A 19606-nucleotide genomic window follows, 5' to 3' on the forward strand; every position below is an offset into this window, starting at 1 on the left:
GGGGCCCACACGTGGAACCGACTGTGGAGTACGCCCAGGCCACGGGGCTGCTGAGTAGCGTGTGGCTGCTGGTGGCCATCCCGCTGGCCAGCGCGGCGATCCTGCTGCTGCTCGGCAAGCGCGCCGACAAGTGGGGGCACTGGCTCGGCGTGGTCGCCGTCGGGGCGATCTTCGTCCTCGGCCTGACCTACTTCTTCCAGCTACGCGGCCTGGACAACCGGGCGGTCGAGCTGAGCCTGTGGCAGTTCATCGAGGTCGGTGGCCTGTCGGTGGACTTCGGGCTGCTGTTCGACCCGCTGTCGGCGGTCTTCGTGCTGCTGATCACCGGCGTGGGTTTCCTGATCCACGTGTACGCGGTCGAGTACATGTCGCACGACGCGGGGCGGCGGCGCTTCTTCGCGTACTTCAACCTGTTCGTCGCCGCGATGCTGGTGCTGGTGCTCGGCAACAACTACGTGATGCTCTTCCTCGGCTGGGAGGGCGTCGGTCTGGCGTCGTACCTGCTGATCTCCTTCTGGTACAACCTGCCGGCCGCGGCGACCGCCGGTAAGAAGGCGTTCCTGATGAACCGGGTCGGCGACGCCGGCCTGGTGCTGGCGATCTTCCTGATGTTCGCCACCCTCGGCACCACCCAGTTCGACGCGGTCTTCACCGGCGCCGGCGCGCTGGCCTCCGGCACGATCCTGGCGATGGGCCTGCTGCTGCTGCTCGGTGCCACCGGTAAGTCCGGCCAGTTCCCGCTGCAGGCCTGGTTGCCCGACGCCATGGAGGGCCCCACCCCGGTCTCGGCGCTGATCCACGCCGCGACGATGGTCACCGCCGGCGTCTACCTGATCGCCCGGTCCAACCCGATCTTCTCGGCCAACCCGACGCTGCAGACCGTGGTGGTCAGCGTCGGTGCGGCCACCCTGCTGATCGGCGCGATCATCGGCTGCGCCAAGGACGACATCAAGCGGGTGCTGGCCTGGTCGACGGTCTCCCAGATCGGCTACATGTTCCTCGGTGTCGGGCTCGGCGGCGGCGCGTACGCCCTGGCGATCGTGCACCTGCTGGCGCACGGCTTCTTCAAGGCCGGGCTGTTCCTCGGCGCCGGCTCGGTGATGCACGGCATGTCCGACCAGACCGACATCCGCCGCTTCGGTGGCCTGTGGCGCTACATGAAGATCACTTGGGCCACCTTCGGGCTGGCCTGGCTGGCGATCATCGGCATCCCACCGTTGTCCGGCTACTTCTCCAAGGAGCCGATCATCGCGGTGGCCTTCGAGCGGGAGGGCTGGACCGCCTGGCTGTTCGGCGGGGCCGCGCTGCTCGGTGCCGGGCTGACCGCCTTCTACATGACCCGGCTGTTCGTGCTGACCTTCCACGGCCCGAAGCGGTGGACCTCCGACATCGACCACCCGCACGAGTCGCCGGCGCTGATGACCGTACCGCTGATTCTGCTGGCGGTCGGCTCGGTCGCCGCCGGTTGGCTGATGTCCACCTCGGTGCCCGAGTGGCTGACCCCGGTCTTCGGGGCCGAGGAGAGCGGCCACGAGGCGATGCTGTCGCACACCGCAGTCACCATCCTGGCGTTGGTGGTCACGGTGATCGGCGCGGTCGGCGGCTGGCTGCTGTTCCGCAACGGCACCGCCGAGCAGGAGCAGCCGGCCGGCGTACTGGTCACCGCTGCCCGCAACAACCTCTACACCGACGCGGTCAACCGGGCGGTCTTCGAAAAGCCGGGTGTCTTCCTCACCCGGGCGCTGGTCTTCCTCGACAACCGGGGAGTCGACGGCCTGGTCAACGGCCTGGCCGCCGCGATCGGCGGCAGCTCCGGGCGGCTGCGGCGGCTGCAGACCGGCTTCGTGCGTTCGTACGCGATGTCTGTGCTCGCCGGTGCCTTCGTGGTGGTCGCGGCGTTCCTCGCCCTGCAGATGGGATGGCTGGCGTGAACGACTTTCCGTTCCTCTCGGTGCTGACCGTGGCGCCGCTGGTCGGCGCGCTCGTGGTGGCGCTCGTCCCGCGCCGCCAGGGGGAGCTGGCCAAGTGGCTGGCGCTCGGCTGGTCGGTGGCGGTGCTGGTGCTGTCACTGGTGATGTGGTTCGCCTTCTCCGCCGGTGGTGAGCGCTTCCAGTTCCGTGAGTCGTACCCGTGGATCCCCAACTGGGGGGTGAACTTCACCTTCGCCGCCGACGGCATCGCGCTGGTCATGCTGATGCTGATCGCCGTACTGGTGCCGTTGGTGATCCTCGCCTCCTGGCACGACGCGGAGGCGTCGAAGCGGTCGGTGCCGGTCTACTTCGGTCTGCTCCTGCTGCTCGAAGGCACGATGATCGGCGTCTTCGCGGCCGCCGACATCTTCCTGTTCTACGTGTTCTTCGAGGTCATGCTGGTGCCGATGTACTTCCTGATCGGCAGCTACGGCGGCCACCAGCGGCAGTACGCGGCGGTCAAGTTCTTCCTCTACTCGCTGGTCGGCGGCCTGTTCATGCTGGCCGCCGTGATCGGCCTGTGGGTGGTCGGCGGGCAGACCTTCGACTGGCAGGCGCTCAGCCAGATCGACATGTCCACCGGCGTGGAGCGCTGGCTGTTCCTCGGCTTCTTCGTGGCGTTCGCGATCAAGGCACCGTTCTTCCCGTTCCACACCTGGCTGCCCGACGCCGGTGGCGCCGCGCCGGCCGGCTCGGCCGCGCTGCTGGTCGGCGTGATGGACAAGGTCGGTACGTTCGGCATCCTGCGCTACTGCCTGGGGCTGTTCCCGGAGGCGTCCCAGTGGTTCGCCCCCTGGGCGTTGACGCTGGCGGTGATCGGCATCATCTACGCCGCGCTGCTCGCGGTCGGCCAGAACGACCTGAAGCGACTGGTGTCGTACACCTCGATCTCGCACTTCGGGTTCATCGGCGTCGGCATCTTCGCGTTCACCACCCAGGCCGGCACCGGTGCGGTGCTCTACATGGTCAACCACGGGCTCGCCACCGGCCTGCTGTTCCTGGTCGTCGGCATGTTCGTGGCGCGGCGCGGATCCGCGCTGATCAGCGACTTCGGCGGTGCCGGGAAACTGGTCCCGGTGCTGGCCGGCGTCTTCTTCTTCGCCGGACTGGCGTCGCTGGCGCTGCCCGGCACCGCCCCGTTCATCTCCGAGTTCCTGGTGCTGATCGGCACCTTCTCGGTGAACAAGCCGGTCGCTGTGATCGCCACCCTCGGCATCATCCTGGCCGCCGCGTACGTGCTGTGGATGGTGCAGCGCACCACCCAGGGCACGCTCAATCCGGCGTTGACCGAGGTCGAGGCGATGAAGCGGGACATCACTCTGCGGGAGAAGATCGTGGTCGCCCCGCTGATCGCGCTGATCCTGCTGTTCGGCTTCTACCCCAAGCCGTTGACCGACGTCATCAACCCGGCGATCGAGGCGACGTTGTCCGATGACGTCGGCAGGTCCGACCCCGCCCCGACCGTGGGCGTTATTCAGGAGGCGGCCCGGTGAGCGACATTTCGTTCCCCGAGATCAGCTACGCGGCGATCGCGCCGATGCTGATCCTGTTCGGCGCGGCGATGGTCGGCGTGCTGGTCGAGGCGTTCGTGCCCCGGTCGGTACGCAACCCGGTGCAGCTGGTGCTCACCCTTGCCAGCATGGTCGCCGCCCTGGTGGCGGTCGTCATGCAGGGCGGCACCCGGACGGTGACCGCCGGCGAGGCGATCGCGGTGGACGGCCCGACGCTGTTCCTGCAGGGGGCGATCCTGGTCCTCGGGGTGATGGCGATGCTGCTGATCGGCGAACGGTCGCTGGAGACCGGCGGCGCCTTCGTCGCGCAGGCGGCGATCGTGGTCAACTCGCCGGAGGACCGTAGGCAGGCGGCCGGCCGGGGTGGCGCGACCGAGGTCTACCCGCTGGCGTTGTTCGCCATCGCCGGCATGCTGCTGTTCGTCGCGGCCAACGACCTGCTGACGATGTTCATCGCCCTGGAAGCCTTCTCGCTGCCGCTGTACCTGCTCTGCGCGTTGGCCCGCCGTCGGCGGCTGCTCAGCCAGGAAGCCGCCCTGAAGTACTTCATGCTCGGCGCCTACTCGTCGGCGTTCTTCCTGTTCGGGCTGGCGCTGACCTACGGCTTCACCTCCGGCGTGGACAGCCCGACCGGACCGGGGGTCGACTTCGCCACCATCCGTACGGCGGTGGAGACCTCCAACGCCAGCCCGGTGCTGCTCTTCGCCGGCATCGCGTTGATCTCCGTCGGGCTGCTGTTCAAGGCGACCGCGGCGCCGTTCCACGTCTGGGCACCGGACGTCTACCAGGGCGCGCCGACCCCGGTCACCGGCTTCATGGCCGCCTGCACCAAGGTCGCCGCGTTCGGCGCGCTGCTGCGGGTGCTGCACGTGGCCTTCTACGGGGCCGCCTGGGACTTCACCCCGGTGCTGGGCGTGATCGCCATCCTGACCATGCTGGTCGGGGCGATCATGGCGGTCACCCAGACCGACATCAAGCGGCTGCTGGCGTACTCGTCGGTGGCCAACGCCGGCTACCTGCTGGTGGGTGTGCTGTCGCTGTCCGCCGAGGGCCTGGCCAGCACGATGTTCTACCTGGTGGCGTACGGCTTCATCGTCATCGCGGCGTTCGCCGTGGTGACCCTGGTCCGCGACGACGAGGGTGAGGCCACCCACCTGTCCCGCTGGGCCGGGCTGGGCCGCCGGTCGCCACTGTTCGCCGGGATCTTCACCTTCATCCTGCTGGCGTTCGCCGGAATCCCGCTGACCAGCGGGTTCACCAGCAAGTTCGCGGTGTTCGGGGCGGCGGTCGGGGACGGTCAGGTCTGGCTGGTGATCGCCGGTGTGGTGACCAGCATGATTCTCGCCTTCCCGTACCTGCGGGTGGTGGTGATGATGTGGCTGAGTGAGCCGAGCGAGACCACCCCGACGGTGGTGATCCCCGGGGCGCTGACCTCGGCGGCGCTGATGATCGGCGTACTGGCCACGCTGCTGCTCGGGGTCGCGCCGGGCGCACTGCTGGATCTCACCAGCAACGCCGCCGAGTTTGTCCGATGAGTCACCTCACCCGCCCCCAACCTGGGCCGCACGGACCGCTGTGGCATGGTTGGGGGTGTGGTGAGGACGGCTGACGGCAGCTCCATCGCGTCTGGCGGCGGGGCGGTGACCTCGATCGGGATCGACATCGTCGACCCGCGCTTGCAGGCGTCCGTCACCGGCATCATGGCGTCGGTCGAGGCCGAGTTGCGCGACAGTGTGTTCAGCGCCGATCCGTTCGTCACCGAGGCGGCCCGACACCTGGTCGAGGCCGGCGGCAAGCGGTTCCGGCCGCTGCTGGTGGCGCTCGGCGCGCATTTCGGCGACCCGGACCGGCCGCTGGTGGTGCCGGCGGCGGTGGTGATGGAGCTCACTCACCTGGCGACGCTCTACCACGACGACGTGATGGACGAGGCCCCGGTGCGCCGGGGTGCGCCCAGCGCCAACTCCAGGTGGACCAACTCGGTGGCGATCCTGGTCGGCGACTACCTGTTCGCCCGGGCCGCCGATCTCGCCGCCGACCTGGGTATCGAGGCGGTCCGGCTGCAGGCCCGCACCTTCGCCCGGCTGGTGCACGGTCAGATCGCCGAGACCGTCGGTCCGCGCGACGGTGAACCGTCGGTCGACCACTACCTGCAGGTGATCGGGGACAAAACAGGCTCGTTGATCGCGACGTCCGCCCGGTTCGGCGGCATGTTCGGCGGTGCGACGCCGACCCACGTCGAGGCCCTCGGCGGGTACGGCGAGATCATCGGCGTGGCGTTCCAGCTCTCCGACGACCTGCTCGACATCGCCTCCGAGTCGGCCCAGTCGGGCAAGACACCCGGCACCGACCTGCGGGAGGGGGTGCCGACCCTGCCGATGCTGTACGCCCTGGCCGACGACGACGGGGACGCCGCCTCCCGGCGGTTGCGGGAGATCCTGGCCGCCGGCCCGGTGACCGACGACGACCTGCACGCCGAAGCCCTTGGCCTGCTGCGCGAGTCGCCGGCGCTCAAGCGGGCCCGGGAGACCGTGCGCAGCTACGCCGAGGAGGCGCGGTCCCGGCTGGCACCGCTGCCGGCGGGGCCGGCCCGGCAGGCGATGGAGTCCCTCTGCGACTTCATCGCCGACCGCACCAACTGACGAGGTCCGTACCGCCGACGGCCGGCTTGCCGGAGGGTGTCGTCGGCGTAGCCTGGCAGTCGGATTTCCGCTGTCCAGGGGCGGTACGGCGGGGGCGGTGGGTGCTCCCATTTGCGAGGAGCTCAGGCCAGCCAATAGCATGAACCGTACGTGTCGGGCGCCACACCGATAGTCGCCATCTGGTGCCCCTGATTCGAAAGGGCATTCCACAGGCGGCTGTCTTTTCATATGGTGTAAGTCCCCGGCGGCGGAGGTGGTTGTGCGCGACCCCTTGGCGGAACCTTCGGACCTCATCCGGAGCGTTTCACGGGCACTTCGGGTGCTCGAAGCGGTCGGTCGTGCCCCGCGCGGACTGACCGTCAAACAGATTGCCCGGCGCTGCGAGCTGACCGTGGCCACCACGTACCACCTGGTGCGCACCCTGGCGTACGAGGGTTATGTGATCCGTCGTGAGGACGGCACCTACATCGTGGGGCTCGAGGTCGCCGACCGGTACCGGGAACTGGTGGCCGCGTTCCGTGGACCGCCGGCGGTGGGCGAGGCCCTGCGCCGGGCGGCCGTCGAGACCGGCTACAGCCACTATCTCGGCCGGTTCGTCGGCACCCAGGTGGCCGTGACGGCCTCAGCGGACGGACTGCGGTCGCCGTACCTGGAGGACATGGTCCCCGGCTTCGACGAAGGCGCCCACGCGACCGCGCTCGGCAAGGCGCTGCTCGCCACCCTCACCCCCGATCAGCGGTTCCGCTACCTCAAGGAATTCGGCATGCGGCCGTTCACCTCGGCGACGATCACGACGATCGAGGGGTTCGAGGCCGACATCGCGGTCGGCGACCGGCGCGGTATGCATCTGGAGATCGGTCAGTACCGGCAGGGGGTGGCCTGCGCGGCGGTGATGGTCAACGTCGACAAGGACGTCGAACGACGGGTCGCGATCGCGTGTGCGCTGCCGGCCGCCGAGATGATGACCTCGGCCCGGGTGGTCCGCGCGAAGCTGCTGACCGCCGCCCGAGCGGTCGCCGACGCGATGACCGCGCCGGAACAGCCGATGAACTGAGCTGTTTTCGCAGGACGTTGAACCGCCGGGCCGGCGGCTACGTGTCAAGAGGCGGAAGGGAAGGGCGCCTCTTGACCGACCAGGATTCACAACTGATGCGCGCGTTGCACGAAGAGCACGGCGACGCGCTCTTCGCCCATGCCCTGCGGCTGGCCGGCGGTGACCGCCAACGAGCCGAGGACCTGGTGCAGGAGACGCTGCTGCGGGCCTGGCGACACCCCGAGTCGCTGGACCCGGAGCGAGGCTCCGTACGGGCCTGGCTGTTCACCACGGCCCGCAACCTCGCCATCGACGCCTGGCGTCGACGCAGCGTACGGGTCGGGGAGGTCGTCACCGACGAGCTGCCGGAGCCACCGCCCGCGGTGGACGAGGCGGACCGCGCGGTGGAGGCGTGGACGGTGGCCGAGGCTCTCGGCCGGTTGTCCCCACCGCACCGCGAGGTGCTGATCGAATGTTTCTACCGGGGTCGCTCGGTCTCCGAGGCGGCCGCCCGGCTCGGGGTGCCACCCGGGACCGTGAAGTCACGTACACATTACGCACTGCGCTCGCTACGGTTGGTGCTGGAGGAGATGGGGGTGACCCAGTGAAGTGTGACTACGCGCACGACGACGGCGCGTACGTCCTGGGTGCCCTGTCCCCGTCGGAACGTGCCGCGTACGAGCACCACCTCAGCGGATGTCCGAGCTGCCGGCAGGCGGTCGCCGAGATCGCCGTACTGCCGGGTCTGCTCGGCCGGCTCGACCCGGCGGGTTTCGAGCAGATCAGCGACCCACCGTCGGCCGGACCCCGGCTGGCGACGCTGGTCACCGCCGCCGGACAGGCCCGCCGCAAGGGCCGCCGGATGCGGCGCTGGCAGACCGCCGGCGCGACGTTGGCCGCCGCCGGACTCGCGATCGTGGTCGGTTTCGGGGTCGGCTGGGTCGGTGCCGGCGGTACGCCGGAGACCAACCCCGGCACGCAGCTCACCGCGATGCAGCCGGTGGCGTCGCAGTTGCCGATCCACGCCGAGGTCGGCCTGCAGAACGTCGCCAACGGCACCGAGGTGACGATGCGATGCTGGTGGGAGCCGACCAATCCGGACGGTGAACCGATGAACTTCGAGCTGGTCGCCTACGACCGCGACGGCGCGAAGCAGCGGGTCGGGTCGTGGGCGGTGAGTCCCGGCGCGGAGATCGTCTTCACTGGTGCCACCCGGTTCGCCCAGACCGACCTGGAACGGCTGGAGCTGGTGCGGGCCGACGGATCGGCGATCCTGACCCACCAGGTCGGTTGACCCACCAGGTCGGCCGGGCTGCCGGGCCGGGCCTGCGGTCAGCGGCCGAGGGCCGGATCGGCAGTCGGCGGTGCCGTCAGCTCCATCCAGCGGCCGGGCTCGGCCAGCGGGGCGAAGCCCAACGCGGCGTAGACGCCGTGCGCGTCCAGGGTGCCCAGCAGCAGCCGGCGTACGCCCCGCCGGGCCAGCTCGTCGCGGGCCGCCGCCACCAGCCGGCGGCCGAGTCCACGACCCCGTACCGACCGGTCGATGTAGACGTCACAGAGCCAGCCGAAGGTCGCCTGGTCGGTGACGACCCGGGCGAAACCGACCTGGCCACCGTCGCCGCCCCGGTACACGCCGAACACCAGTGAGTTGGCGATCGACCGGGCGACCACCTCCCGGGGGCGGCCCAGCGCCCAGTACGCGTCAGTGGAGAGCCAGTCGTGGACCCGGTCGACGTCGACCCGGGTCGGGTCGTCGCAGATCTGATGGCCGTCCGCAAGCATGATCGACACCATTCGCCGACCGTAGGCCCCGGCCGACCGGCTGTCGTACGAGTTTCCCAACGGGTGACGCGATGTCCGGCGGTCAGTCCCGGTCCAGTACCAGCCCCAGCAGCCAGGTGACCACGCTGACGAACAGCGCGCCGAGCACGGCGGCCGGCCAGAACCCGTCGACCTGGAACGGCAGGTCCAGCTGCTCGGCGATGACCCCGGTCAGCAGGAACAGCAGTCCGTTCACGACGATCGCGATGAGGCCGAGCGTCAGCACGTAGAGGCCGCAGCCCAGGGTCTTGATGATCGGCTGCAGGATCGCGTTCACCAGACCGAAGATCACCGACACGAACAGCAACGTGACGATGCTTTCGCCGACCGCGTCGGTCTCCAGGCTGATGCCGGGGATGACGAAGGTCGCGAGCCAGAACGCGAGCGCGGTGCTGCCGAGCCGAATGAGCAGGCTAGTCACGAAACCCATCCCCGGATCTTGCCATGACTGCGGATCGCCGTACCGCCCCGCATCGTCGGTCGGCGATACGATCTCTCACCGTCGACCGACCGGTCACGCCGGGTTGTCGGCGCTGTCCCAGGTGGAGTGCGGAGGTGGGCGATGGCATCGCGGCGGGAACTGCTGCGGTCGCACCGGTACGCGGGGAACCGGACGGTGGCCGCACTGGTGACCGGCGACGCCGATCCGGCCCAGCCGGTGCCGGGCGGTCGGGCCGGGACCGTGGCCCTGGCCGGCCTGCTGGCCGCCGTCATCGGAGTGGGCGGTGCGGCGGCGTACGGAGCGGTCGCCGGGTCGGCCCGGCAGGACTGGCGGGACGGTCGGGCGATCATCGTCGAGCGCGAGTCCGGTGTCCGGTACGTCTTCCGCGACGGACTGCTCCATCCGGTGCACAACTACAGTTCGGCGGCGCTGCTCGTGGCGAGCGCGCCGCCGCGCACCGTGCTGGTGTCCCGCGACGCGCTGCGGAGCGTGCCGCGGGGTGCGCTGCTGGGCATCCAGGGCGCTCCCGACTCGCTGCCGCAGCAGCAGGACCTGCTCGACGGCGCCTGGACGGTCTGCACGGGCACCACGCCGGCAGTGTCCGCCGCGACCGGCCCACCGGCGTCGGTGGTCCAGGTCGGGGTCACGAGCGCGGCGAACCGTCCGCTGGGTGAGGACGGGCTGCTGGTCCAGACGCCCGACGGCGCGGTCGCGCTGCTCTGGCGCGGCCGGCGGCACGGCGTACCGGAGCCGCAGCTGGTGCGCGGCGCGCTCGGCTGGGGGCAGCACCGGCCCCTGCCGGTCGCGACGGCGTTCCTGCGGGCGGTGCCGGCCGGTGCCGAGCTGGTCGGGCCGACGGTGCCCGGCGTCGGTGACCGGTCGTCCGGCGTACCGGGGGCCCGGGTCGGCGAGGTCTTCGTGGTGGCGACCCAGAGCGGATCGCGACAGTACGCGGTGGCGGTGCGCGATGGACTGGCGCAGATCACCCAGGTGCAGGCCGATCTGCTGCTCACCAGCCACGACCAGGCGGTGCCGACTCCGCTGACGCAGGGCAGGTTCCGTGCCCTTGCCGGCGCGGGGGACCTGACGCCGTCCGGGTCGGCGCCACCACCGGCGACCACACCGCGACTACGTGAAGCCGCGAAGGGTCGGCTCTGCGTACGGATCGCCGCGCCGGACGCTCCGGTGGAGATCGACCTGGATCCGTCGGGGCCGTCGGGGCCGGCGGCCGGTGGGGTGCAGGTGCCACCCGGCCGCGCGGCGCTCGTCCGGGCGGTCTCGGCAGGCGACGGTACGGCGCCCGCCTCCGCGACCGCCTCCGCGCCAGCGCCCGCGCTGTCGCCGGCGCCGGTCAGCCTGGTCACCGAGACCGGGGTGCGGCACGAGGTCACCGATCCGGCGACGCTCGCGGTGCTCGGCTATCCCGACGCGGTGCCGGTACCGATGCCCGCCGACGTGGTCGGGCTGGTCCCGGCCGGCCCGGCGTTGGACGCGCGGGCCGCTCTCCGGTGACGGCCCGCAGCGGCAGCGGGCGGCACGTCATCCACAGCGGACGGGTTCGGGGCAGCGCCGGGGGGCCGGCCCGGCTACGTTCGTCGGTGAGGGTGACGGCAGGCGAGACATGACGGGTGGTCAGATGTCGCAGACACAGGTCGATCCGGCGGCGATGCAGCAGGTCGCCGCCCGGTTCGAGCAGACCGACGAGGAGCTGCAGGCGATGTTGCGCGGGCTGCTGCAGCGCCTCGAGTCGGTGCGCAGCGCCTGGCGGGGCGCCGGCGGCCGATCGTTTGAGCAGGTCAAGACGGCGTGGGCGCAGGAGCAGGCGGCCCTGCACCGGGCGCTGCGCGAGACGGCGGGTGCGGTGCGCGGCGCGGGCGTGCACTATCGCGGCACCGACACGGCCGCCGCCGACCGGGTCGCGGCCGTCGCCCGACGCATCGAGCTGCCGCTGTGAGCCGAGGTGTGCCGGTTCCGGGTGCCGGCGGGTCGGTGGTGACCCGATGAACGACGACGTCCTGGTGGTCGACTTCCGGGTGCTGCAGCAGGCGAGCGTCGACATCCAGCAGGCGTTGCGCACGCTGGAGACCCAGCTCGATCAGGTGGAGCGCGACGCCGCGCCGCTGGTCGGCAGTTGGGACGGCGCGGCCCGCCAGGCGTACGAGGCCCGCCAGGCGCACTGGCGGGCGGCGGCCGGCCGGTTGCGCACGATGCTGCAGGAGATCAAGGTGGCGGTGGATGAATCGGCGGCCGACTATCTCAGTACGGAGCAGCGCAACGTCCGGCTGTTTCAGTGACCGGCCGGGGAAATTGTGTTTCGATCGGCACGCTGAGTGATAGTCGGGGCGTGATCGAGAACGCCTCCCCGCCGGCCGTTGTGATCGCCGCCCCACCTTGTAGGTTGTATCCGACGCGTGTGGCCTGTCCGGCGGAAGGGGGGCGGCCGTGACCGACTGGGAACCGGCCACCGAGGTCGAGGCCGCGATGCGTGATGCGCTGCTCCGGCAGGACCAGGAGCTGTACTTCCAGATCCTGGCCGGTACGGAGCTGCTGCTGCCGGTGTCGGCGGAGGCGCTGGCCGGTCAGGCTCCACTCGGCTGGGGTACCTGGACCACCAACGGCCGGACCCACGTGCTCGCCTTCACCTCCCCGGTCACCCTGCGCGCCTGCCTCGGTGACAACGGCAGTTCCGCCCGTCGGGTGACCTTCGCCGAGCTCGCCGCCACCTGGCCGAATCTCGAGTGGTGGCTGGCGGTCAACCCCGGTCTGCCGATCGAAGGCTGGCTGCCGGCCTGGTTCGTCGCTCAGCTGGCGCGGGGCGACGCGCGACTGCCGAACCGCGGCGGGCAGGCCCGCGCGCGGGCCACCGCCACCGTGCCGACCGGCATGGGGCCGACCGGCATGGGCGGTCACGGTGATCAGGGCGGTCACGGTGCTCCGGCCCGGCCCGGGGAGCCCGTGCCGCCGCCGCACGACCGGTACACCACCGACCACGCCGCACCACCGGCACCCGCACCACCGGCACCCGCGCCGCCGACCACCCCGGCCCCGCAGGGCCAGTGGCCGCACCGCCCGCAACCCGACCTCGCCACGGCGTCACCGACCGCGCCGCCGGCGCCTGCCAGCCCACCGCCGTACGGGTCGACCCGTACGAGTGGCAGTGCCGGTGGCGGCGTAGGGCCCAACGGCCTGCCGCGTCGTGTCCCGACACCACCTGCCGGTCCGGCGCCGGTCGAACCTGCGGCGTCGGCCCCCGCATCGGCTGCTCCGGCCCCGGCGAACGTCGCCCCAGCTCCAGCCCCCGCCCCAGCCCCGGTCGAGGTCGCGGCACCGGGCCCGGTCCCCGCGCCAACGGTCGCCCCGGTCGAGCGCGTCGAACAGCCCGTACAGCCGCAGCCCGAGCCAGAGCCACAGCTGCCGGAGCCTGAGCCGGCCGTCGTCTTCGATCCGGCGAACGACGTCGAGCGCGACCTGGTCGCCGCTGCCGGTGGCGGCGGCAGCAACTCCTTCCTCTCCACGCTGCTGCTCGCCCGGGTCCTGCTGCCGGTCTCGCCCGAGTCTGCGGCCGGGGCGCGGCCCGGCGACGACGGCTTCGTGTGGCGTACCGAGACAGTGGACGGTGACACCTTCGTCCTGGTGTTCACGTCGCCGGAACGCATCGCCGACCACTTCGACAGCCCGCTCGAAACGGTCGAGGTCAAGTTCGTCCAGCTGATCCGGCGTTGGCCCGACACCCAGTGGTCGTTCGTCATCAACCCCGGCACCCCGGTCGGCGCGAAGCTGCCCGGCACCGAGATCGTCGGCCTGGCCAGCTGGGCCGCCGAGCTCGGCCTCGGTGACGAGACCGAGGCCGAGCCGGCGGAGGCCCGGCCGGCCGAGTCGCCGGTCGCGCAGCCGGTCGCCGCGACCGGTGGCACCGATCCTGACCAGCCGACGATGATGCAGAAGGCCATCGCGGCCAGCCAGGTCGACTACTACCTGGAGCGCGGATACGACCGGGTGTCCGGCTTCGTGCACCGGGCCGCCGAGGTCGCCCATCTGAACACCCCGGGCAAACTGCACGCCGCGCTCGGCCTGGGCTACGCGGGCTCACCGTTCGACCGGGCGGCGACGGAGATCTTCGTGCTCCGCTGGCCGGCCTACCGGCCGAGTCTCTACCGCATCCCCTACGGCGGGCAGCACGAGTCCGCGATGCGGGCGATGGAAGGCTGGGTCATCGAGCGTCCGCCGTTCCGGGGCAACGGGTTCGCCCCGGGCGAGAGCAGCGACGTGGTGGCCGAGTTCAAGGTGGACAGCATCCGGCTGCCGCACGGATCCCAGCTGTGGCGGCTGACCGCCGACGGCACCGAGACTCTCGTCGCCCGCCTGGACGTCGACGAGGCGGCGTGGCAGCGGGTCAAGGAGGAATGATGCGTGACGGCTACGTCGCCCGCTGGCGGGGGCAGGAGTACGACGCCAGCCCGGACGGCGACCACGTCCGGATCTACCAGCCCACCGACGGCGACGGATTCACCGCCATCCGCCCCGGCCGGTGCGTCCGGGTGGTGCCGGCCGCCGAGATCGACGACCTGGCGTACGTGCGGACCACCTGCACCTGGCACGGCCAGCCGTTCGTGGTGCTCGCCAAGCACGACAGCTGGCTGCGGGTCGAGTACACCGGCGGACGCGCCCCGGTCGCCCAGTCCCTCGGGCTGGAAGAGTTCGACTTCGGTGTCTACCAGGGCTGGGCACCGGCCAACGAGGTCACCGAGCTGCGGGAGCAGCGGGTCTGAGCCGCGGATCCGCCGCCGGGCCGGGGCGCCGCTGGATCGGCCCGGTCAGCTCTTCGCCCACCGCAGCACCTCACCGAGGACCACGTCGGGAGATTCGACGTGCGGGAAGTGGCCCACCCCGTCCAGTAGCCGCCACTCGTACGGGGCGATCACGTACCGCCCGGAGCCTTGCGCGGTACGCGGCAGGACCGCCGGGTCCAGCGCACCGTGCAGCTGCAGCGTCGGCGTCACCAGCGGTTCCTGCAGCAGTTTCACGAAGCGGTAGCCGTGCAGCCGCAGCAGTGACCGGAACGCCCAGCGGTAGCCCTCCAGCGCGCAGAACGACGCCTGCGGGATCCGCATAGCGGTGCGGCACCGCTGCTCGTACTCGGCGAAGCGCGGCCCGTCCGTCCAGGCCGGCCCGCCCCAGCGTCGGAGGAATTCACCGATCATCGTGGCGTCGTCGCGGGTCAGCACGTGCTCGTAGCGGGGCAGCTGGAACCGTAGTGACGGGGTGGAGGCGGTGAACTGCCCCCGTGGATCGGAGAAGATCGCCGATCGTAGCCGCAGCGGGTGGGCGGCCCCGATGACGACCAACCGGCGCACCATCCGGGGGTGGAACGCGGCGGCCGTCCAGCCGATCATGCCGCCGAACCCGGCGCCGACGATGACGGCCGAACGCTCGCCGAGGGCCCGGATCAGGCCGGTGACGTCGGCGGCCAGCGTGTAGCCGTCGTAGCCACGGGGTGGTTTGTCGCTGGCCCCGAAGCCGCGCATGTCGACCGCGACGGCCCGGTACCCGGCGTCGGCGACGGCCGGCAGCATCTCGTGCCAGGCCCACCAGAACTCGGGAAAACCGTGCAGGAACAACACCAGCGGGCCGGTGCCCGCCTCGACGACGTGGAACCTGCTGCCGTTCGCGCCGACGTACCGGTGCTCCCATGGGCCGTCGATGAGCACGCAGGACTCGTCCACCGGACCGACCGCCCCGCCGTCATCTGCCATGGCCACAGCGTAGGCGGCCGCCGCACCCTGCGGATAAGGCCTGGTCAGACAATCAGGGAAGATTCCGGGGCAGGTCTCGTCACTGGCGACGATAGGGTGATCCCCGTGGCTGATGATGTCGCCCGGCACGATCTGCGGGCCCCGCTGCGCGTCGCCGGAGTCCCGGTGGTCGACGTCACCGGCGCGCCCGCCGAGTGCGGTGCCGGGTACGGCGTCGCCGCCGCCGATCTGATCGCCGACAACGTCGACCGGTACCTGCGCCGCTTCCTGGACGAGGCCGGGCTGAGCCGGGCAGCGGTACGCGTGGCCGGAGGCACGTTCCGGAACGCCAGCCGGGCCGTGCACCCGCGAGTGACCGACATGCTCGACGGGCTGGCCGAGGGCGCCGGCGTGCACGTCGACGAGATCTACGCGCTCAACGCGCGTACCGAACTGCTCTACGGCACCCGGCCCCCCGCCGCGCCGGCGCATCCGGACGGTGCCGACGGCGGCTGTACGGCGGTCGGCGTGCTCGGCACCCACACCACCGACGGTCACCTGCTGCTGGGGCAGAACTGGGACTGGCACCCCGATCAGCGGGACACGATGGTGGTGCTGCGTACCGTCGACGAGCGTGGCGACGCGGTGCTCACCCTCGCCGAGGCCGGCATGCTCGCCAAGACCGGGCTGAACTCCGCCGGCCTCGGGGTCTGCGTCAACATGCTCGGCACCGACCGGGACGGGCTGTCGGCCGGCCGTACGCCGGGGGTGCCGTACCACGTTCTGCTGCGTGCCGTGCTGGAAGCCGGCAGTCTCGGTCAGGCGACCAGGGTGGCCTGCCGTACGCCGCGCAACGCCTCGATCAACATGCTGCTCGGTCAGGCCGGGCCGGGCGGCGGCGAGCTGCTGGATCTGGAGGTCGTACCCGGTGACGTGGGCTGGCTGCACCCGGCGGACGGGGTGTTGACGCACGCCAACCACCTGGAGAGCGCCCTGGCGGTGCGGGACACGATCAAGGACATGGGCGGGTCGTCGCTGTTCCGTTCGGCGCGGGCCCGACGGCTGCTGGTCGAACGGGCCGGTCGCGGCCCGGTCGGGCTCGACGCGCTGGCCGACGTGTTCCACGACCACCTGGGGCTGCCGTTGGCGATCTGCCGGCACCTCGACGAACGGGACGCCCCGGCGGACCAGGCCGAGACGGTCCACTCGGTACTGCTCGATCTGGACAGTCGACGACTGGGTCTGGCGGCGGGGCCGCCGTGCCGGCACGACTACCAGTGGCTGGAGCTGGCCGACGACGCCGACGTCAGCGCAGCAGCTCCGCGCGTACCAGCCGCCACGACTGACCGGGCCCGCAGCTGATCCGTACGTCGAGCGGCTCGACCTTGACCCGGATGCGGGTGTGCCGGACGAGTGGTGCACCAGCGTCGCCGTACAGCGCATGCTCCACGCCGTCGTCGGTGACCAGGCCGTAGCAGGGGCCGGTGCCGCCGGTGGTGACGGTGCCGACCAGCCAGTCGCCGGTGATCAGGTCGGACGGTGTCGACGGCGGCGTACCGGGGCGGGTCGGCACCGGCGGGTCGGTGCGCGACAGCGGCGGCCCCGTCGGGTCGGCGGACCTGGTCGGGGTCTCGCCTGGCTCCGTCGGGGTCTCGCCGGGCTCAGTGGGCATCGTGTCTCCCGGCTGCGGGGTGGCCGACGTCGTGTCTCCCGGCGGTGGGGCGCAGGCCGCGGCGGTGAGGGCGAGGGCGCAGACGCCGACGGCCAGCCACCCGGCGCGGGTCGGACGACGCCGGATGGCTGACCGATGAATCAGCTGCGGAGGTGTCATGTCGGGTTGGACGCCGCCCGGCCGGCCGACGTTGCATCCGCCGGCCGGGCAGCACCGGCTCAGGAGATCCTGATCTTCATGGTGGTGCCGTCGACATCCACCACCCGGATCTTGACGCCGACGGCCGGCAGCTTGACCCCGTGGTTCGGCAACTCCTCGAAGAAGTACTTCTTGGTGTCGTCGAACACTGGTTGGGCCGCCTGGCCACGGATGTACTGCGGCTGGCTGTTGATGTGCAGGGTGAACGAGTCGGCCTTCTCCAAGCTGAACGGCGCGTCGTACACCTGGACCCGGGCCCGCCACGGCGCGCCGGTCAGGTTGTACATCGGCCGTGGCCGGGAGTCGATGTAGAGGTTGCGACCCTCACCCGGGTGCACGTTGGTGTTGTTGTCGGCCTGGGAGGTGTCCCAGTACGAGATCAGCAGACCCTCCTGGTAGGCGTAGTGGTCCACCCAGTCCGGCTTGCTGTCGGCGTAACCGAAGTAGTACGGACCGGTCTCGAGGTACCGGTCGTAGGAGACGTACGAGCGGTGCCCGGCGATGTAGTAGTTGTCGAACTCGCCGGTGGCGCTGGCGCCGACCGCCGACCAGCCGGTCAGGGTCCAGTCGCCGTCGCCTTCCGCGCCGTCGGTGAAGATCGGCGATCCGTCGGCGGTGACGACGATCTCGTCACCGAAGAAGCCGCCGTACGCCACCGCGCCGTCGGTGCGGTAGAGCAGCCGCACCAGCACCTCGTCACCGGCGTACGCGTCGAGCGGTACGGCGATGTCCACCCACTGGCCACCGGTCGAGCTGTCGATCGCCGGGGTGCCGCTGCCGTCGGTGCCGAACGGGTCGCCGTTGATGGTGCCGTCCAGCGACGTCCAGCTCGCGCCGCCGTCGGTGGACGCCTGGTAGTACAGGTAGTCGTAGTCGTCCTCGATGTCGTAGCGGGCCTTCATCGACAGGGCGGCGGTGGCGGCCCCGGTCAGATCGAACTCGCGGGTCATCGTGTTGTTCAGGTCGTCGGAGTTGCCGGAGAAGTACTGCAGGTCACCGGCGTACGGTTCGCCGAGCTCGGTGGTGACCTCCTTCTTCGGCAGGACCACCACGACCGCCTGCGCCCGCTTGGTGTTGTACTCCTGCGGTCCGAGGTGCAGGGTCCGCTTCTGGCCGGCGACCACCACCTCGTAGTCCAGCCAGCCGAGCTGCAGCTTGTTCCAGGCACCGAGGTCGCCGGGGCGCTCGCCGATTCCTTCGTCGGTGGCGGCACCGAGTCGGCTCTGCGCCATCAACGTCCAGTGCTCGTTGTTGTTGTCGCCACCGCCGGAGGTGTCGTAGTCGTCCGGCAGGCCCAGGTCGTGGGCGTACTCGTGGACGAAGACGCTCAGGCCGCCGTTCTCCGGCTGGATGGTGTAGTCACCGATCCACAGTCCGGTGTCGGCGATCTGGGTGCCGCCCAACAGGTTGTCGGCCGGGCCGGTCAGGCCGGCGTCGCTGGCGAAGGCGTACCAGCGGTGGCTCCAGATGGCGTCCTCACCCTGCCACGGGTCGCCGTCCTCCTGGCCGTGACCGGCGTGGACGATCTGGAAGTGGTCGAGGTAGCCGTCGGGCTCGTTGAAGTCGCCGTCGCCGTCGAAGTCGTACCGGTCCCACTTGTCGAACTCGCGCAGCTCGGCGGTGATCTCGGCGTCGGTGCGCCCGAGCGCCCGCTGGTCGGCGACCCACTGGTTGGCGGCGTCACGGACCAGCTGCCAGACGTTGCTGCACACGTTGCTGCCGCACAGGTCGCGGCCGTAGCGGGCGCCGTTGTAGCGGACCTTCACCCAGTCGGTGACGGTGCCGTCGACGCTGTACCGGCCGGAGGACTGCGTCTCGAAGTACGTCTTGACCGACTCGACGCCCTCGCCGGCGCCGAAGTACAGCTGCCGGTAGTGCTCGGCGGAGTAGTCGGCCTGCCAGACGGTGCTGTTGTTGACCGACCGGTCCGGCTCGGGGATCTGGTTGTGCAGCGGTCCGTCGAAGCTGACCGGGCCGGGCCAGCCGGGGTTGCTGTCCACGTCCGGGTAGCTGGGGTGCCGTTCGTCGCCGTACTCGGCCAGGATCACGAAGATCCGGTCGGTGGTCTCCCGGGAGAGCTCGACGTACTGGTCCTTGCCGGCGGCGGCGGTGCCCCGCCCAGCGAGGCCGGTGCCGGCTGTCTCACCGACCTTCGCGACGGTGCTGGCCCCCCGGCGCTGCGGGGCGATCCGTCCGCTGACGACCTCGCTGACCGCACGTTCACGCAGCTCACGCCGCTTTTCGCCGAGCGGGTTGGGCAGGTCGTCGATGCTGGGGGCTACGGCCTGGGAGGGCGCTGCCGCCGGTGTGTCCACCGGCGGTGCCGCCCCCGCTGACGCGGGGAGAGCGACACCCATTCCCGAGGCAAGCGACACGGTGAGCATTCCCACCATGACTTTGCGCACGTGGTTACCTCCGGTTCGGGGGATACCGAGCCGCCACTTGGGTGAGTGGGGCTGGGGGTTCCGGATGATCCGGCCTCGTGTTGCGGGGCCATCGTGAACCTAGTCACCCGAGGGAACTTCTGTGAAGGTCCATGCGTCGATTTGTTTCACGATCATGGTTGGAACGCCCTGATATGTCACAAC

The 19606-nt window shown here is 71.0% G+C and carries 18 protein-coding genes; 13 read left to right on the forward strand and 5 right to left on the reverse strand.

The window, feature by feature from the left end; genetic code table 11:
* Positions 1-11: 11 nt before the first annotated feature.
* From nuoL to ACN28F_RS17865, 7 genes are all read left to right on the forward strand, one after another.
* A complete protein-coding gene (gene nuoL / locus ACN28F_RS17835) occupies positions 12-1931 on the forward strand; it encodes an NADH-quinone oxidoreductase subunit L (RefSeq protein ID WP_289209059.1) in 1920 nt (639 codons plus the stop codon).
* Positions 1928-3463 carry an NADH-quinone oxidoreductase subunit M gene (locus ACN28F_RS17840; protein ID WP_289209060.1) on the forward strand — a complete coding sequence of 512 codons (1536 nt, stop codon included), beginning with the start codon at positions 1928-1930 and terminating at the stop codon, positions 3461-3463. The genes nuoL and ACN28F_RS17840 overlap by 4 nt, the downstream gene beginning before the upstream one ends.
* Positions 3464-3507: 44 nt before the next feature.
* Complete coding sequence (gene nuoN, locus ACN28F_RS17845) at positions 3508-5016, forward strand: NADH-quinone oxidoreductase subunit NuoN (protein ID WP_421361436.1); 1509 nt, start codon at positions 3508-3510, stop codon at positions 5014-5016.
* 45 nt (positions 5017-5061) lie between these two features.
* Positions 5062-6120: a polyprenyl synthetase family protein gene (locus ACN28F_RS17850; RefSeq protein ID WP_289209062.1), complete on the forward strand. Its 1059-nt coding sequence runs from the start codon at positions 5062-5064 to the stop codon at positions 6118-6120.
* A 259-nt stretch (positions 6121-6379) separates the two neighbouring features.
* Positions 6380-7174 carry an IclR family transcriptional regulator gene (locus tag ACN28F_RS17855; RefSeq protein ID WP_282224271.1) on the forward strand — a complete coding sequence of 265 codons (795 nt, stop codon included), beginning with the start codon at positions 6380-6382 and terminating at the stop codon, positions 7172-7174.
* Positions 7175-7266: 92 nt separating this feature from the next.
* The gene (locus ACN28F_RS17860) at positions 7267-7761 is read left to right on the forward strand and encodes a sigma-70 family RNA polymerase sigma factor (protein WP_282229466.1); all 495 of its coding nucleotides are present in this window, start codon (positions 7267-7269) and stop codon (positions 7759-7761) included.
* Positions 7758-8447 carry an anti-sigma factor family protein gene (locus ACN28F_RS17865; protein ID WP_421358755.1) on the forward strand — a complete coding sequence of 230 codons (690 nt, stop codon included), beginning with the start codon at positions 7758-7760 and terminating at the stop codon, positions 8445-8447. The genes ACN28F_RS17860 and ACN28F_RS17865 overlap by 4 nt, the downstream gene beginning before the upstream one ends.
* 38 nt (positions 8448-8485) lie before the next feature.
* On the opposite strand, the gene ACN28F_RS17870 is transcribed toward ACN28F_RS17865, so the two are convergent.
* Together ACN28F_RS17870 and ACN28F_RS17875 are read right to left on the reverse strand one after the other, a co-directional pair.
* On the reverse strand, positions 8486-8947 hold the full coding sequence (locus ACN28F_RS17870) for a GNAT family N-acetyltransferase (protein WP_421358757.1): 462 nt from the start codon (positions 8945-8947) through the stop codon (positions 8486-8488).
* 70 nt (positions 8948-9017) lie between these two features.
* A complete protein-coding gene (locus ACN28F_RS17875) occupies positions 9018-9404 on the reverse strand; it encodes a phage holin family protein (RefSeq protein WP_289209065.1) in 387 nt (128 codons plus the stop codon).
* 132 nt (positions 9405-9536) lie between these two features.
* On the opposite strand from ACN28F_RS17875, the gene eccB reads away from it, so the two are divergent.
* From eccB to ACN28F_RS17900, 5 genes are all read left to right on the forward strand, one after another.
* Positions 9537-10928 (forward strand): type VII secretion protein EccB, encoded by a 1392-nt coding sequence (eccB, locus tag ACN28F_RS17880; RefSeq protein WP_421358758.1) that lies wholly within the window; start codon positions 9537-9539, stop codon positions 10926-10928.
* A 124-nt stretch (positions 10929-11052) separates the two neighbouring features.
* On the forward strand, positions 11053-11370 hold the full coding sequence (locus ACN28F_RS17885; protein WP_289209067.1) for a WXG100 family type VII secretion target: 318 nt from the start codon (positions 11053-11055) through the stop codon (positions 11368-11370).
* Positions 11371-11416: 46 nt separating this feature from the next.
* A complete protein-coding gene (locus ACN28F_RS17890; protein ID WP_289209068.1) occupies positions 11417-11710 on the forward strand; it encodes a WXG100 family type VII secretion target in 294 nt (97 codons plus the stop codon).
* A gap of 148 nt (positions 11711-11858) precedes the next feature.
* Positions 11859-13823: an SseB family protein gene (locus tag ACN28F_RS17895; protein ID WP_289209069.1), complete on the forward strand. Its 1965-nt coding sequence runs from the start codon at positions 11859-11861 to the stop codon at positions 13821-13823.
* Entirely contained in the window at positions 13820-14185 is a 366-nt protein-coding gene (locus tag ACN28F_RS17900) for a hypothetical protein (protein ID WP_289209070.1), read from the forward strand. Before ACN28F_RS17895 ends, ACN28F_RS17900 begins: the two co-directional genes overlap by 4 nt.
* 45 nt (positions 14186-14230) lie before the next feature.
* Here ACN28F_RS17900 and ACN28F_RS17905 read toward each other — a convergent pair whose 3' ends face one another.
* Positions 14231-15169 carry an alpha/beta fold hydrolase gene (locus ACN28F_RS17905; protein WP_289209071.1) on the reverse strand — a complete coding sequence of 313 codons (939 nt, stop codon included), beginning with the start codon at positions 15167-15169 and terminating at the stop codon, positions 14231-14233.
* A gap of 105 nt (positions 15170-15274) precedes the next feature.
* Between ACN28F_RS17905 and ACN28F_RS17910 the strand changes: the two genes are divergently transcribed.
* On the forward strand, positions 15275-16510 hold the full coding sequence (locus ACN28F_RS17910) for a C45 family autoproteolytic acyltransferase/hydolase (RefSeq protein ID WP_289209072.1): 1236 nt from the start codon (positions 15275-15277) through the stop codon (positions 16508-16510).
* Here ACN28F_RS17910 and ACN28F_RS17915 read toward each other — a convergent pair.
* Both ACN28F_RS17915 and ACN28F_RS17920 read right to left on the reverse strand, forming a co-directional pair.
* Complete coding sequence (locus ACN28F_RS17915; RefSeq protein WP_289209073.1) at positions 16455-16820, reverse strand: hypothetical protein; 366 nt, start codon at positions 16818-16820, stop codon at positions 16455-16457. The genes ACN28F_RS17910 and ACN28F_RS17915 overlap by 56 nt on opposite strands.
* A gap of 218 nt (positions 16821-17038) precedes the next feature.
* A complete protein-coding gene (locus ACN28F_RS17920; RefSeq protein WP_421361438.1) occupies positions 17039-19408 on the reverse strand; it encodes an immune inhibitor A domain-containing protein in 2370 nt (789 codons plus the stop codon).
* Positions 19409-19606: the final 198 nt, after the last annotated feature.

Source organism: Solwaraspora sp. WMMA2101 (genome assembly GCF_049179175.1).
GTDB lineage: Bacteria > Actinomycetota > Actinomycetes > Mycobacteriales > Micromonosporaceae > Micromonospora_E.